The sequence below is a fragment of the Ottowia pentelensis genome (assembly GCF_964341695.1).
In genome coordinates, this window is the sequence record NZ_OZ224513.1 from 3,766,596 (window position 1) to 3,781,817 (window position 15,222).

At 69.7% G+C, this 15,222-nt stretch carries 14 protein-coding genes and 1 pseudogene; 13 read left to right on the top strand and 2 right to left on the bottom strand.

Annotated elements, in window-relative coordinates; all coding sequences use genetic code 11:
* The first annotated feature begins 95 nt into the window (after positions 1–95).
* The 7 genes from ACWHMB_RS18265 to ACWHMB_RS18295 all read left to right on the top strand — a co-directional run bounded on the left by ACWHMB_RS18265 (position 96) and on the right by ACWHMB_RS18295 (position 7,019).
* Positions 96–1,214, top strand: a complete 1,119-nt coding sequence (locus ACWHMB_RS18265; protein WP_377480859.1) for a YbdK family carboxylate-amine ligase — start codon at positions 96–98, stop codon at positions 1,212–1,214.
* A 76-nt stretch (positions 1,215–1,290) separates the two neighbouring features.
* A complete protein-coding gene (locus ACWHMB_RS18270) occupies positions 1,291–2,142 on the top strand; it encodes a gamma-glutamyl-gamma-aminobutyrate hydrolase family protein (RefSeq protein ID WP_293225412.1) in 852 nt (283 codons plus the stop codon).
* 192 nt (positions 2,143–2,334) lie between these two features.
* The gene (thiL, locus tag ACWHMB_RS18275; protein WP_293225410.1) at positions 2,335–3,354 is read left to right on the top strand and encodes a thiamine-phosphate kinase; all 1,020 of its coding nucleotides are present in this window, start codon (positions 2,335–2,337) and stop codon (positions 3,352–3,354) included.
* 62 nt (positions 3,355–3,416) lie between these two features.
* Positions 3,417–4,043, top strand: a complete 627-nt coding sequence (locus ACWHMB_RS18280) for a glutathione S-transferase family protein (RefSeq protein WP_447648674.1) — start codon at positions 3,417–3,419, stop codon at positions 4,041–4,043.
* 219 nt (positions 4,044–4,262) lie between these two features.
* Positions 4,263–5,843 carry a DUF4139 domain-containing protein gene (locus tag ACWHMB_RS18285; RefSeq protein ID WP_447648675.1) on the top strand — a complete coding sequence of 527 codons (1,581 nt, stop codon included), beginning with the start codon at positions 4,263–4,265 and terminating at the stop codon, positions 5,841–5,843.
* Between the two features lie 13 nt (positions 5,844–5,856).
* Positions 5,857–6,492, top strand: coding sequence for a phosphatidylglycerophosphatase A family protein (locus ACWHMB_RS18290; protein ID WP_367119015.1), 636 nt, complete (start codon positions 5,857–5,859; stop codon positions 6,490–6,492).
* Positions 6,489–7,019 (top strand): CinA family protein, encoded by a 531-nt coding sequence (locus ACWHMB_RS18295; protein ID WP_377480864.1) that lies wholly within the window; start codon positions 6,489–6,491, stop codon positions 7,017–7,019. Before ACWHMB_RS18290 ends, ACWHMB_RS18295 begins: the two co-directional genes overlap by 4 nt.
* A gap of 2 nt (positions 7,020–7,021) precedes the next feature.
* On the opposite strand, the gene ACWHMB_RS18300 is transcribed toward ACWHMB_RS18295, so the two are convergent.
* Positions 7,022–8,092: an AraC family transcriptional regulator gene (locus tag ACWHMB_RS18300; RefSeq protein WP_377480867.1), complete on the bottom strand. Its 1,071-nt coding sequence runs from the start codon at positions 8,090–8,092 to the stop codon at positions 7,022–7,024.
* A 140-nt stretch (positions 8,093–8,232) separates the two neighbouring features.
* On the opposite strand from ACWHMB_RS18300, the gene ACWHMB_RS18305 reads away from it, so the two are divergent.
* Both ACWHMB_RS18305 and ACWHMB_RS18310 read left to right on the top strand, forming a co-directional pair.
* Positions 8,233–8,868: a DUF1269 domain-containing protein gene (locus ACWHMB_RS18305; RefSeq protein ID WP_377480870.1), complete on the top strand. Its 636-nt coding sequence runs from the start codon at positions 8,233–8,235 to the stop codon at positions 8,866–8,868.
* A gap of 116 nt (positions 8,869–8,984) precedes the next feature.
* A complete protein-coding gene (locus ACWHMB_RS18310; protein WP_377480873.1) occupies positions 8,985–10,910 on the top strand; it encodes an FMN-binding glutamate synthase family protein in 1,926 nt (641 codons plus the stop codon).
* Between the two features lie 32 nt (positions 10,911–10,942).
* On the opposite strand, the pseudogene ACWHMB_RS18315 reads toward ACWHMB_RS18310, so the two are convergent.
* Positions 10,943–11,089, bottom strand: a pseudogene (locus ACWHMB_RS18315) (DSD1 family PLP-dependent enzyme); the annotation flags it as partial.
* Positions 11,090–11,313: 224 nt separating this feature from the next.
* On the opposite strand from ACWHMB_RS18315, the gene ACWHMB_RS18320 reads away from it, so the two are divergent.
* The 4 genes from ACWHMB_RS18320 (at position 11,314) to ACWHMB_RS18335 (ending at position 15,175) form a co-directional block, all read left to right on the top strand.
* A complete protein-coding gene (locus tag ACWHMB_RS18320) occupies positions 11,314–12,534 on the top strand; it encodes a CaiB/BaiF CoA transferase family protein (RefSeq protein ID WP_377480876.1) in 1,221 nt (406 codons plus the stop codon).
* Positions 12,535–12,625: 91 nt separating this feature from the next.
* Positions 12,626–13,078: an FAS1-like dehydratase domain-containing protein gene (locus tag ACWHMB_RS18325; protein ID WP_377480879.1), complete on the top strand. Its 453-nt coding sequence runs from the start codon at positions 12,626–12,628 to the stop codon at positions 13,076–13,078.
* A gap of 70 nt (positions 13,079–13,148) precedes the next feature.
* The gene (locus tag ACWHMB_RS18330) at positions 13,149–14,114 is read left to right on the top strand and encodes a Bug family tripartite tricarboxylate transporter substrate binding protein (protein WP_377480882.1); all 966 of its coding nucleotides are present in this window, start codon (positions 13,149–13,151) and stop codon (positions 14,112–14,114) included.
* An 8-nt stretch (positions 14,115–14,122) separates the two neighbouring features.
* The gene (locus tag ACWHMB_RS18335) at positions 14,123–15,175 is read left to right on the top strand and encodes a Bug family tripartite tricarboxylate transporter substrate binding protein (RefSeq protein WP_377480885.1); all 1,053 of its coding nucleotides are present in this window, start codon (positions 14,123–14,125) and stop codon (positions 15,173–15,175) included.
* Positions 15,176–15,222: the final 47 nt, after the last annotated feature.

The following is a 15,222-nucleotide window of genomic DNA, read 5'->3' on the forward strand; positions in this document are numbered from 1 at the left end:
GGGCGCGCCATGAGCGCCGCACGGCCGCCCGAAGGCGCGAACGCCCCCTCGGGGGGCAGCGCAGCACGCGCAGCGGCGCAGCGTGGGGGGACACGATGAGTTTGCAGCCCTTCGCCCAATCCGAGGCGCTCACGCTCGGCGTCGAGCTGGAGCTGCAGCTGGTCAACACGGTGGACTACGACCTGGCGCACTACGCCAGCGACATGCTGCGCCTGATGGCCAGGCACAAGCTGCCCGGCGCGGTGGTGCCCGAGATGACCGAGGGCATGATCGAGATCTCGACCGACGTGTGCCACAGCTGGAGCGAGGCACACGAGCAGCTGGGCCAGATCCGCGACGCGCTGGTCAAGAGCGCCGACAAGCTCAACATCGCCGTGGTGGGCGGCGGCACGCACCCGTTCCAGCAGTGGCACCAGCAGCGCATCTACGACAAGCCGCGCTTTCACCAGCTGTCGCAGCTGTACGGCTACCTCAGCAAGCAGTTCACCATCTTCGGCCAGCACGTGCACGTGGGCTGCCCCGACGCCGACACCGCGCTCTACACCCTGCACGGGCTGTCGCGCTACATCCCGCACTTCATCGCGCTGGCGGCGTCCAGCCCCTTCGTGCAGGGGCAGGACACGGCCTTCGACTCGGCGCGGCTGAACTCGGTGTTCGCCTTTCCGCTGTCGGGGCGCGCGCCCTGCGTGCTCACCTGGGGCGAGTTCGAGCAATATTTCGACAAGATGACGCGCACCGGCGTGGTGCAGAGCATGAAGGACTTCTACTGGGACATCCGGCCCAAGCCCGAGTTCGGCACCATCGAGGTACGCGTGTTCGACACCCCGCTCACCGTGCAGCACGCCGCCGCCCTGGCCGGCTACGTGCAAAGCCTGGCCGCCTGGCTGCAGACCCAGCGCCCCATCACGCCCTGCGAGGACGACTACCTGGTCTACAGCTACAACCGCTTCCAGGCCTGCCGCTTCGGGCTGGACGCGGTCTATGTCGATCCGGCCAGCGGCACCCACCTGCCGCTGCGCGAGCACCTGCTGGCCAGCTTCGAGCAGCTGGCGCCCTTTGCCGCGCAATGCGGGGCCAGCGGCGCGCTGGAGCGGCTGCACGCCGAGGCGCAGGCCGGCCGCAACCACGCCCGCTGGCTGCGCGAATGCCAGCAGCGCGAGGATCTGCTGGCCGAGGTGATCCGCCAGGCCAGCGGGCGCTTTCGCAACGAATGAAAACGCCGGTTTGCGGAACATCCGCACGCCGGCGGGGTCGCACGCCGCCTCTGTCCGTGGAACAATCGCACCCATCATGACCCTGCGCATCGGCATCTCGGCCCGTCTGCTGCACCAGCCCCCCGCCGGCTCCGGCCTGCCGCGCAAGCGGCTGCAGTTTCTCGAAAGCAACATGGCGCAATGGATCATGTCGCACGGCGTGGTGGCGCTGATGATCCCGTTCGTCGACCACAGCATGGTCAAGACGCGCCGGCGCCTGCCCATCCTCGACCTGGTCGAGCAGCTGGACGGCCTGGTGCTGCAGGGCGGCGCCGACATCAGCCCCCGCTTTTACGGCGCCAAGCCCTGGACCGAGCACTGCGACTGCGACCCGATCCGCGACGAGTACGAGCTGGAGCTGATGCGCGGCTTCGTCGAGGCCGGCAAGCCGGTGCTGGGCATCTGCCGCGGCGCGCAGATGCTCAACGTCTACTGCGGCGGCACGCTGGTGCAGGACATTCCCAGCCAGTGGCCGGGCGCCATCCCGCACCTCGACCTGAACCGCTACGAAACCCTCACGCACGAGGTGCACTTCGTGCCCGGCTCGCGCCTGTCGGACATCTACGGCTACGCGCCGCAGCGCGTCAACAGCATTCACCACCAGTGCGTGGGCGAGTTGGGCAAGGGCCTGGTGATCGAGGCGCGCAGCCCCATCGACCGCGTGCCCGAGGCCATCCGCCACACCGGCCACGCCTTCGTCATGGGCGTGCAGTGGCACCCCGAGTTCCAGTTCCAGGGCAGCGGCGCGCCCAGCGAGGTGCTGGACAGCGGCCCGCTGATGATGGCCTTCCTGAAGGCCGCGCTGCGCCGCGCCGGCCGCGTGCGCCGCCTGACCGACAGCATGAGCCGGGTGCGCGAGCGCGCGCTCGAATTCGGCGGTGGTTTCTGACATGACCCTCCCCCGTTGCTCCACTCGCTGCGCGATGTTTCGCCTCCCCCCTCAAGGGGGCATCGCCAGTGGCCGGGGCAACCCCGGCCACGGCGATCGCTGGCGTGGCCTGCTTCGCGGCCATTCGGCCCTTGGGGCTCGGTTCGGCGCGGCTGGCGCGCCATGCCATGCTTAGCCAAGAAGCGATTGCCCATGAGCGAGTTCGACCTGATCGAGCGCTTTTTCAGGCAAAAATGGGCTGCAGCGCCCACCCAGCAAGCGCAAGCAGCTACTGATTCGATAGTCCTCGGCATCGGCGACGACTGCGCCCTGCTGCAGCCCGCGCCCGGCCAGCAGCTGGCCGTCAGCTGCGACATGCTGGTCGAGGGCCGCCACTTCTTTGCCGACGTCGACGCGGCCGCGCTGGGCCACAAGGCGCTGGCCGTCAATCTGAGCGACCTGGCCGCCATGGGCGCCGAGCCGCTGGGCTTCACCCTGGCGCTGGCGCTGCCGCCCGCGCGCGCGCAGGACGCGCCCTGGCTGGACGCCCTGAGCGACGGCCTGCTGGCGCTGGCGGCGCAGCATGCCTGCCCGCTGGTCGGCGGCGACACCACGGCCGGCCCGCTCAACCTGTGCATCACCGTGTTCGGCCAGCTGCCCGCCGGCCAGGCGCTGCGCCGGGACGGCGCCCGGGCGGGCGACGAGCTGTGGGTCAGCGGCACGCTGGGCGACGCGCGCCTTGCCTTGCAGGCGCTGCGCGGCGACATCGCCCTGCCGCCCGCCGCGCTGGCCACCGCCCGCGCGCGGCTGGAGCGCCCCACGCCGCGCTTGGCGCTGGGCCGGGCGCTGCGCGGCATCGCCAGCAGCGCCATCGACCTCAGCGACGGCCTGGCCGGCGACCTCGGCCACATCCTGGCCGCCTCGCGCGTCGGCGCCTGCGTCGACCTCGACGCCGCATCCAATTTGATAGCTGTCCGCGCTTGTCTGGCGGGCGCCAGCGGCCCATTCGGCCAAGATTTCTGGCGCCGCACCGTGCTGGCCGGGGGCGACGACTACGAGCTGGCCTTCACCGCTCCCGCCGCCGCCCACGCCGCCGTGCGCGCCGCCGCGCAGGCCGCCGCCACGCCCGTCACCCGCATCGGCCGCATCGAGGCCGCGCCCGGCCTGCGGCCGACCGATGGCGCGGGCCAGCCGCTCGTTCTCACGGCGCAGTCCTTCGATCACTTCGGCTGAAACCATCGCCGCGCCCGCAGCGACCGCCCCGGCCACCGGCCAACCCAGCGAAAGGAAGCTCCATGACCACCCCCCTCACCCTCTACACCCACCCCTGGTCGCGCGGCCGCGTGGCGCGCTGGATGCTGGAAGAAACCGGCCTGCCCTACGCCACCGAGGTGCTGCAGTACGGCACCACCATGAAGGCCCCCGCCTACCGCGCCATCAATCCCATGGGCAAGGTGCCCGCGCTCAAGCACGGCGACACCGTGGTGACCGAGAACGCCGCCATCCTGATGTACCTGGCTGACCTGGTGCCGGGCAAGCAGTTGGCCCCTGCGCCCGGCACGCCCGCGCGCGGGCCGTACTACCGCTGGATCGCCTTCATGGCGCCGCTGGAGGCCCTGCTCACCGCCAAGTCCGCCGGCGCGCTGGCCAAGCCCGAGCAGGCCGGCTACGGCAGCGAGGCCGACGTGCTGGACACGCTGGAAGGCGCGCTGCGCGGGCGCGACCATCTGGCGGGCGACGCCTTCAGCGCCGCCAACCTGTTCGTTGCCGCCTCGCTGGGCTTTTACCTGCAGTTCAAGACCATCGAGCCGCGCGCCGAGTTCGTGCGCTTTGCGCAGCTGCACGCGCAGCGCCCGGCTGCGCTGCGCGCGGGCGCCATCGACGACGAACTGGCCGCCCAGCTGCAGAAGACCGCCAGCTGACGTGGCGTGCGCCGGCGCGCCGCGTCGGGACGCTGGACGTTTTCTTCAAATTTCATAGCTGCTTGCGCTTGCTGGACAAGCGCGAACGGCTATTTTCATTTGGATGCCAAGCGGCATCGTGGATGGGGCCCGGGCTGCTAGCATTGGCAGCCACCCTGCACCGGATCGCCCATGCCTTTGCACGCTCCCTCCCGCCTGTTGGCGATTGCAAGCTTCGGCTTGACCGCCTTGGCACCCGCGCACGCCCAAAGCGCCGCGCCGCGCGCCAACGGCGCCTCGCACATCAGCGCCGTCAGGCTCTACCCCGGCAGCGCCACGGTCGAGCGCGTGCTGCGCGTGGCGCCGGGCGCGCGCCAGGCCACGTTCGACTGCCTGCCGGCCGGCCTGGACGCCGCCGGCCTGCAGGTCAGCGCCGCCGGTGGCATCCGCGTGGGCGAGCTGGCGCTGCGCCAGCAGCCGCGCGAGCTTCGCGGCGGCGCCTGCGCCAGCCCGCTGGACGCGCGCATTGGTGCGCTGCAAGACCAGATCGCCGGCCTGCAGGCCGAACGCGCCGGCATCGACCTGGCCACCGGCTACTACAAGAGCTTTGGCCAGCCCGGCGACGGCCCGCGTGCCGGCGCCGCCACGCCGGCGCAGATCGCCGCCACCGCGCAGGCGCTGCGCCAGGGCGGCCAGGGCGCGCTGGCCCGTCAGCACGAACTGGCGCGCCAGCAGGAGCAGCTGGAGCGCGAGCTGAAGCCCCTGCTGGCCGAGCGCGAGCGCAGCACCAGTGCGCACGCGCGCGTCAGCACGGTGCAGGTCACGCTGGCCGCGCCGCAGGGCGGCGAGCTGCGCCTGAGCTACGCCGTGCGCGGCCCCGGCTGGCAGCCCGCGTACCGCGCCACGCTGGACAGCGCCAGCAAGAAGCTGCGCCTGGAACGCCTGGCCCAGGTGGCGCAAAGCACGGGCGAGGACTGGGACGGCGTGGCCATCACCCTGTCCACCGGCCAGCCCGGCGCGGCCACGCAGGGGCCGCTGCCCCGGCCGTGGCGCGTGGGCATCCAGCCGCCCCGCGCGGAGGCCATGGAAGCCCGCCCGATGGCCGCGCCCGCGGCAGCGCCGATGCTGCGCGCCGCCCCCGCCGCCAAGGCCGGCGCGGCCGATGCCGACGAGCCGAGCTTCGACGTCAGCGTGTTCCAGGGCAGCTTCGCCACCGAATTCGCCGTGCCGCAGCGCGTGACGGTGCCTTCGAGTGGCGAGCGCATCACGCTGGCTCTGGGCGAGCAAACGCTGGACACCGAGCTGCTGGTGCGCGCCACGCCGGCGCTGGAAGCGCACGCCTACCTGATCGCCCGCTTCGCCACCCCGCCGGGCGTGTGGCCGGCCGGCGCGCTGCAGCTGTACCGCGACGGCGCCTTCGTCGGCAGCGGGCGCTTCGACGCCGAGCGCAGCACGCGCGACGGCCTGGCCTTCGGCCGCGACGAGCTGGTGAGCGTGCGCAGCGAGCGCCCCGAGCGGCAGCAGGGCACGGGCGGCTTCATCGGCACGCGCAACCAGCGCACCGACGAGCGCCGCTACACCGTGCAAAACCGCCACGCCACGCCCATCCAGCTGCAGCTGCTGGACGCCGCGCCGGTGCCCGAGCACGAGGACGTGAAAGTCGAGTCGAAGTACGAGCCCGCGCCCCAGACCGAGCGCTGGCACGACGAACCCGGCACCGTGGCCTGGGAGCTGCCGCTGGCCGCCGGCGCCACGCAAGCCTTCAGCGCCACGCACCGCATCAGCTGGCCCAAGGACGAGCGGCTGCAGGACCGGCGATGACGAAAGCTCTGCCATGAGCCTGTCCGACCGCCCGCGCGACGACGTCAGCGACGTCACCGCCCGCCCGCTGCCGCCGCACCCCGCCGCGCCCGACGCCGCCGCGCCGCCACCGGCTGCATCGCCAACGCCGCCGCGCATCGAGGCGCCGCTGCCGCGGCGCCCCGGCGTGCGCTTTTTGCGCGCCCACCCGGCGCACTGGATCGGGCTGGGCTTCGGCTCCGGCCTGTCGCCGCTGGCGCCGGGCACGGTGGGCACGCTGTGGGCCTGGCTGGCCTGGGTGGTGCTGGGCCTGTGGCTGACGCCCGCGCAGCTGGGCTGGCTGCTGGCCGTGTCGCTGCCGCTGGCCTGGTGGGCCTGCACCGTCAGCGCCGACCACCTGAACGTGGCCGACCCCAGCGCCGTGGTGGCCGACGAAATCGTCGCCTTCTGGCTGATCCTGTGGCTGCTGCTGCCGGCGGGCTTTTGGGCGCAGCTGGCGGCGTTCGCGCTGTTTCGCTTTTTCGACGCCGTCAAGCCCGGCCCGGTGGGCTGGGCCGACCGGCTGTTTCATGACGCGCGCGGCTGGCGCGGCGGCTTCGGCATCATGCTGGACGACCTGGTGGCCGCCGGCTGCGCCCTGCTGGTGATCGCGCTGGTGCGTGTGCTATGACCGAGTCACTATCAAATCAAGAGCTTTTCGCGCAGGATGGACGCCGGCCAACGGCCAAAATCGTTCAAGAACTGGCGCAGGCCCTGCTGCAGCGCGGCTGGCTGCTGGCCACCGCCGAAAGCTGCACCGGCGGCCTGATCGCCGGCGCCTGCACCGACTTGGCCGGCTCCAGCGACTGGTTCGAGCGCGGCTTCGTCAGCTACAGCAACGCGGCCAAGACCGAGCTGCTGGGCGTGCCGGCCCACGTCATCCGCCAGCACGGCGCGGTCAGCGAGCCGGTGGCACGCGCCATGGCGCGGGGCGCCATCGCGCACGCCCGCGCGCACGTGGCGGTGGCCGTCACCGGCGTGGCCGGGCCCGGCGGTGGCAGCGCCGACAAGCCGGTGGGCACGGTGTGGTTCGGCTGGCATCTGCCCGGCTTCACCGAGACCGAATGCCGGCACTTCGACGGCGACCGCGCCGCCGTGCGCGCGCAGACCGTGGCGCACGCGCTGGCGGGGCTGCTGCAGCGCATCCCGGCGAACTGAGATCAAACCGCCTGCGCCCGATAGCGCGCCGGCGACATGCCGAACCAGCGCTGGCAGGCGCGGTGCAGGCTGCCCGTCTCGCCGAAGCCGAGCGCGAACGCCAGCTCCTTCAGCGTGAGCTGCGACTGCCGCAGATGCTGCTGCGCCAGCTGCCGGCGCGTGTCGTCCAGCAGCTGCTTGAAGGAGCGCCCCTCGCGCGCCAGCTGGCGCTGCAGGCTGCGCGGCGCCAGCGCCAGCGCCTGGGCGGCCTCGTCCAGCGTGGGCGGGCGTCCGCGCAGGTGCCGCTCGATGTACTGCTGCACCCGCACGCTCACCGGATGGCCGCGCAAAGACTCCAGCCGCTGCTCCGCCAGCGCCAGGTGCACCTGCTCCAGCACCGGCGAGGTGCGCCGCAGCGGCGCGTCCAGCCCCGCGGACGCCAGCAGCAGGGACATCACGGGCCGGTCGAAGCGCAGCGTGGCGCCGGGCAGCAGGCGCCGGTAGGCGCTCAGATCGGCCGGCGCGGGATGCGGAAAGTCGGCCTGCAGCACCGGCAGCCCGAGCCCGCCCGACAAAAAGCAGCACAGGCCCAGCAGCGAGGCCAGGCCGGCCTCGTTCATCAAGGCCGGCATGGCGATGGCGGAGGTATCGAAGCTCAGGCGCTCGTGCGCGCCCTCGGGGCGCAGCGTCAGCACCGCGCTCTCGTCCAGCAGCGGCATCAGGCGCACGGCGCGCTCCAGCGCCTGGCGCAAGCTGGCGCTGCTCATCATCACGAAACCGACCAGCTGAAACACGCCGGGATTCACCTGGTCGAAGGCGCGCAGCCCGAAGGCCGGCGCCGGCGCCCGCCGCGCGGCCGCGTCGAGCAAGCGCAGCAGGGCCGAACGCGGCAGGCGCGCGTCGGGGTCGGCCAGCGCGGCAGCGTCCAGGCCCGCGGCCGCGCACAGCGCCTTGGCGTGGGGCGCGTCCTGGTGCGCCACCAGGTCGAGCACCAGGCCCGCCAGGCTGCTGGCCACCGTGGGCTCGGGCGCCGGCGCGGCGGGTGCCGGCAACGCTTCGAGCGGCCGGTTTACGGCTGATTGCAAATCGGTCATGCGTGTCCAACGGCTGCGGGCCCGGGGGCGAAACCGCCTGCGTGGCGTGGCGCGCGACGCCATCCGAATGTCGCCCCCGGCCACTGACGCCGGGCGCGCCTCTCGGCACGATGCTTTGGTTTCAACCCGAAGGAGCCATCATGCAGGAAAACGTCGTCGTCCTCACCTTTGCCGAATCCAGCAAGGCCTATCAGGCGCTGAGCGAGCTCAAGCAGGCCGCTGCGCAAGGCCGCGTCGAGCTGCGCAATGCGGTCGTCGTCGCGCGCGACGCCGCCGGCGCCTTCAGCGTGCGCGACGGTGCCAGCGATGGCGGCGCCGCCACGCCGGCTCTCGTCGGCACCCTGCTGGGCTCGCTGGTCGGCGTGCTGGGCGGGCCGCTGGGCGTGCTGTTCGGCGGCGCCTCGGGCGCGCTGCTGGGCTCGGCGGTGTCGTGGGACAGCGCCGACATGCGCCTGAGCCTGATCGACCAGATGCTGCAGGCGGTGCCGCCGGGCTCCACCGCCGTCGTCGCCACGGTGGGCGAACTCGCCAACGAGGTGCTCGACGGTCTGGCCGGCGGCCTGCAGGGCATGGTGCTGCGCCGCCCCGCCGGCGCCGTGCTGGCCGAGGTCGAGGCGGTGCGCGACGCGCAGAACGCCGCCGCCAGGGAGGCGCGCCGCGTGCTGCGCGACAAGCAGAAGGACGAGTGGAAGGGCAAGTTCGACAACTGGAAGGACGAGATGGGCGACAAGTGGGAGGCCTTCACCCAGCGCCTGAAGAGCGGCGCCAAGTCCTGACGGGCCGGGGGTGACCGGCGGGCTCACCCGGATTCGAGCCGGCCGGGCGCTCGCCGCGCTTGGGTAAGATGGCCCGCAGCGGTCGCGCGGCGGCCGCCATCTTCCGGAGCAGCCCCATGGCCCAGCGCGCGTTCCTGGCTCAGCACATCCGCTACACCACCTGGGCGCTGTGCGCCCTGTTCACCGGGCTCAGCGCCGCGGCGCTGCTGCGCTGGGGGCGCGGCTGGTGGGCGCCGCTGGGGGTGTTCGGCGCGCTCACGCTGCTGGGCTGGCGCGACTATGCGCAAACGCGCCACGCCGTGCTGCGCAACTACCCGGTGCTGGGGCACATGCGCTTTCTGCTGGAGTTCATCCGCCCCGAGATTCGGCAGTATTTCGTCGAGGGCGACCACGACGCCGGCGAGCCCTTCACGCGCGCGCAGCGCACCGTGGTGTACCAGCGCGCCAAGGGCGTGCCCGACGTGCGGCCCTTCGGCACCAAGCTGGACGTGGGCGCCAAGGGCTACGAGTGGATCAACCACTCGCTGCAGACGACCAAGATCGAATCGCACGACTTTCGCATCTGGATTGGCGGCAGCCCCGACGCGCCGGCGGTTGGCGCCTCGCCCTGCACCCAGCCCTACAACGCCAGCGTGTTCAACATCTCGGCCATGAGCTTCGGCGCGCTGTCGGCCAACGCCATCCGGGCGCTCAACCAAGGCGCCAGGATCGGCGGCTTCGCGCACGACACCGGCGAGGGCGGCATCAGCCGCTATCACCGCGAGCACGGCGGCGACATCGTCTGGGAGATCGGCTCGGGCTATTTCGGCTGCCGCAACGCGGACGGCAGCTTCAACCCCGAGCGCTTTGCCGAGCAGGCGCGCGAGCCGCAGGTCAAGATGGTCGAGATCAAGATCAGCCAGGGCGCCAAGCCCGGCCACGGCGGCGTGCTGCCGGGCGCCAAGGTGACGCCCGAGATTGCCGCCGCGCGCGGCGTGCCGGTGGGCGTGGACTGCGTCTCGCCCTCGGCGCACAGCGCGTTTTCCACCCCGGTCGAGCTGATGCAGTTCGTCGCCCGACTGCGCGAGCTGTCGGGCGGCAAGCCGGTGGGCTTCAAGCTGTGCATCGGCCACATCTGGGAATGGTTCGGCATCGTCAAGGCCATGCTGGAGACCGACATCACGCCCGACTACATCGTGGTCGACGGTGCCGAGGGCGGCACCGGCGCCGCGCCGATCGAGTTTGCCGACCACATGGGCGCACCGGTGCAGGAAGGCCTGCACCTGGTGCACAACACCCTGATCGGCGCCGGCCTGCGCGAGCGCGTCAAGATCGGCGCGGCCGGCAAGGTCATCACCTCGTTCGACCTGGCCCGCATGTTCGCGCTGGGCGCCGACTGGTGCAACTCGGGGCGCGGCTTCATGATGGCGCTGGGCTGCATTCAGGCGCAGGTGTGCCACAGCGGCTTTTGCCCCACCGGCATCACCACGCAGGACCTGAAGCGCGAGCGCGCCCTGGTGGTGGCCGACAAGGCGCCGCGCGTGGCGCAATACCACGCCAACACCCTGCACGCACTGAAGGAGTTGCTGCAGGCCGCCGGCCTGATGCACCCCGACCAGCTCAGCACGCATCACATCGTGCGGCGCATCGACAGCGAGCGCATCCGCCTGCTGTCGGCCATCATGCCCACCCTCCGCCCGCGCGCCATCCTGGACGACCTGGAGCACCAGCACAACGTCTACCGCCTGTACTGGCCGCTGGCCGACGCGCACAGCTTCAACCCGCGCATCCCCGACACCGCCGTGCCGGACGCCGCGCCCGAGGTCCTGCGCCCCACCGTCGCCGGCCGCCCGGCGTCGGCCGCGCAGATCGCCGAGGCGCTGACGCACCGCCGCGCGCCGCACCCCACGGCCGTCACGCACCTGGTGCCCGAGCAGTCCAGCGCGCACCGCGCCGTGCCCACGTCCACCACACCGACGCACGTGCCCAAGGAGTGGACGGCGTCGGGCGACGCGCCGGCGGCACCGGCGGCGCCGATCGAGCCCGAGCATCTGGACGCCTGATCGGCCAGGCTGCTCAAGCCCTCGGGCGCGCCTCACCACACGCCGCGCGCCAGCAGTGGCTCCACAGCGTCGACGCAGCCGTCTTGCAGGCCACCGCGCACGGCGATCAGCTGGTTGTGCAGGTTGACGGTGGGGTCGCAGTGGCCGGGAATCAGCCATACGGTGTCGCCCAGCGCGGGCCTGCCGGACAAGGCCTGCGCGCCATACCGGGCCCGTCGTGCCTTCGATGCCCCCCTGCGGAACCTACCCCTCCCCCGGCGTCGCAAGCCGGGCTCCTGCGGCATCGCTCGTCCGGGAACACTCGGCCTTGACAAAACGCACCAGCAGGATTAAATTTCATTTCAATATTTCTAATTTCATTTAAATATCTGATCGACGCAAGCTCGATCCAGGCCATCGAATCATGCGAAAGCCACTGAGCGACATCCGCGTACTGGACATGTCACGCATTCTTGCCGGCCCGTGGGCCACGCAGAACCTCGCGGATCTGGGCGCCGAAGTCATCAAGATCGAGAAGCCGGGCGTAGGCGACGACACCCGGCACATGGGGCCCCCATTCCTCAAGGATGAAAGCACCGGGCAGCCTGGGGACGCGGCCTACTTCATGTGCTGCAACCGGGGCAAGAAGTCGATCACCATCGACTTTGCCGATGCCCGTGGGCAGGCCTTGATCCGGCAAATGGTGCTGCAAGCCGATGTCTTTGTTGAAAACTACAAGGTCGGCGCACTGGAGAAGTACGGACTGGACTACCAGTCCCTCAAGGCCATCAATCCGGAACTGATCTATTGCTCGATCACCGGATTCGGTCAAACCGGCCCCTACAAGAACCGCGCCGGCTACGACTATCTGATCCAGGGCATGGGCGGCCTGATGAGCGTCACGGGCGAACGTGACGACCTTCCGGGCGGCGGGCCGCAGCGCGTGGGCGTGGCCGTCGCGGACCTGATGGCGGGCATGTATGCCAGCGTGGCGATTCTTGCCGCGCTCCACCACCGCACCATGGGGCACGGCGGGCAGCACATCGATATCTCTCTCTTGGACTCCCTGGTCGGCTCACTGGTCAACCAGGCGCAGAACTATCTCGTCACGGGTGAAGCCCCGAAGCGCATGGGCAGCGGGCACCCCAACATCGCACCGTATGCCGTCTATCCGGCGTCGGATGGGCACCTCATCCTGGCCGTTGGCAACGACACCCAGTTCCGACGGCTGTGCAGCGCCATCGGCCATCCCGAGATGGGCACCGATGAACGCTTCGCATCCATCCGTGCACGCGTGCAAAACCGTGTCCAGCTCGATGAATGGCTCTTTCCGATCACGCGCTCCCGCAGCGTTGCCGAATGGGTGTCGCTGCTGGAAGAGGCCCAGGTCCCCGGTGGGCCGATCAACGACATCCAACGAGTGTTCCAGGACCCCCATGTGATCGCGCGCGGCATGCGAATGGATCTCCCCCACGCCAAGTACGGCTCGGTCCCGTCCGTGCGCAATCCCATGCGGTTTTCCGAAACCCCGCTCGAGTTCAAGACTGCGCCGCCGCAGCTCGGCGAGCACACCGATGAGGTGCTTCGCTCGATGAACCTCAGCCCCGAAGAAATCGCCGGACTGCGCGACGACGGGATCCTTTGACGACGGAAATCGCACACATCCATTTCAACCAACCCAGGACAGACAAATCATGCAACGAACTACGTTAAGAGACGCCTCCGGACTTGAGATCATGGGCGTCGGCCTGCATTGGGACGACGTGGAAATAGGCGATCGTTTTCGAACCCTGGGCCGCACCATCACCGAGGCCGACATCACGGCGTACGTGGCTGCGGTCGGCATGGTGGAGGAGATGTTCACCAACCTCGAGTACATCCAGGAAGTCTCCGTCATCGGCGCCCGTCCGGTGCCTGGCTCTCTTGTCTTCTGCACTGCGGAAGCACTCTTGATGCAGAGCACCATGCAGCGCACCGGCATGGCCTTCCTCGAGGCCGATATCAAGGTCCACAGCCCCACCGCCGCCGGCGACACCATCCACGTGGAATGCGAAGTCGTCGAAGCCCGCGCCACCAGCAAACCGGGGCGCGGACTGCTTCGCACGTCGAACAAGGTGGTTAACCAGCGTGGGGAGGTCGTACTCACCTACAACCCGCTGCGCATGGTCAAGTCCAAACCGACGCCATGACCGGCACGAAGCAGTGACAAGTCACTCCCCAACCCCACATCACAGACACCATCAACAAGGAGATACATCCATGAAACGCCGTACATTCACAGCCGCTCTCACGGCCAGCCTGGGCACGCTGCTCACCGGCGCCGCGCATGCCGAGACCTATCCATCCAAACCGATCCGGATCATTCTGCCGTTCGCGGCCGGCAGCCCGACCGATGCATTGGCGCGGGTGATCTCGGGTCCGCTTTCGAAACGCCTAGGACAGGCTGTCATCATCGACAACAAACCGGGTGCCACGGGCATGCTTGGCGCCGAGTTTGTCGCCAAGGCGCCGGCGGACGGCTACACGCTGCTCTTTGGCACCAACACCACGCAGGTGGCCAACAAGTACTTCTTCAAGTCCATGCCCTATGACGGCGAGAAGGACTTCGCCCCTGTGGTTATCGTCGGTGGCGTGCCCCATGCGCTCGTCGTCAATCCGTCGCTACCGGTGAATTCAGTCCAGGAACTCATCCAATACGCGAAGTCGAAGCCTGGCGCTGTGTCTTTTCCCTACGCCAACAGCACGACCCGAATCACCGGAGCCACTTTCAGCGTGATGACGCAAACCAAGCTGGTCGGCATCCCCTATAAGTCCTACGGGCAGGCTGTGACGGAACTGCTCGGGGGTCAAACGCAGATGATGTTTATCGACTTCACTACCGGCTTGCAGCACATACGCTCCGGCAAGCTGAAGGTGCTGGCCATCACGCCTGACCGTTCGTCGAAGCTTCCCGGTGTGCCTGCCATGAGGGAGGTACTGCCCGGCTTTGAGATCGGGAACTGGAACGGCTTGTTCGCGCCGGCCGGAACCCCTACCGACGTCGTTGAACGCATCCACCGCGACGTGGTCGCCGTGCTGGCCATGCCGGACGTTCAGCAACAGATCGACGGCACAGGCTACGAACTGATGAAGCAGATGTCCCCATCCGACTTCGCCAAGTACATCGCGGCGGAAAGCATTCACTACGGAAAGCTCGCGAAGAGCGCAGGCATTGAGCCGGAATAGGAAGGCCCATGCACGCCGAATACCAAGCGCGCCCATCGGAAACTCTTGGCCAGCCAGTGAAGCGCACCAGTCCGTCCGCGACAGCGCGCAAGCGCCGCTTCGCCCTCACGCTGACGCTCCTCGCCCTGGCGGCCGGCCTTGGACCGCAACAGGCCGCCGCCACTGACTACCCGAGCAAGCCTATCTCGATCGTCGTGCCGTTCTCGGCCGGGAGTGCGACAGACAAGCTTGCGCGGCTCATCGGTGAAGGCCTGCCCCAACGACTGGGACAACCAGCCGTCGTGGAGAACAAGGCGGGAGCGAGTGGATTCCTCGCCAGTACCCATGTGGCCCGATCCGCGCCCGACGGTTACACCATCCTGGTGACCGCCAACACCACACAGGCAGGCAACCCGGCCCTGTTCCACAAGCTCCCCTACGACCCGGTGAAGGACTTCGCGCCGCTGAGCAAGCTGGGAACCACGCCGCTGGCGATGGTCATTCATCCATCGATTCCCGCGGATACGGTCGCGCAGTTCATCGACTACGCACGCCGCAACCCAGGAAAACTCTTCTTCGGAAGCGGCAGCACCTCGGCGCGTGTCGCGGGCGAGATGTTGAAGTCGGCCGCCGGCATCGACATCGCAAACGTCCAGTACAAGAGCAATCCCGAGGCAGTCACGGACCTGGCCGGAGGCCACATTCAGTTCATGATCGCCGATGCGGTCACGACCCTGCCCTTGGCGCATGCAGGCAAAGTCAAGGCGCTGGCCGTCTCCACCCGTCAGCCAACCGATCTCGCGCCGGGCCTTCCTACCATCGAGCGCTCCGGCAACCTGCCTGGCTTCGAATTCGTAGGCTGGTTCGCCGCGTATGCCCCCGCGCAGACGCCCAAGGCAGTCCTCGAACAGCTGACGTCCAGCATCCACGACATCCTGCGGGATCCGTCCATCCGCAGCAAGCTGCTTGCCGTAGGCATCGAGGCGGAAAGCAGCACCCCCATGGAACTGGCTGCATTCCAGGAGGCAGAAACAGCCAAATGGAAAAAACTGGTCGAGCAGGCCCGCATACCGGTTCAGTGACCTCATGTGGATGTGTGCAGCTTTCCATATCCCCTCGAGTTCGCCCG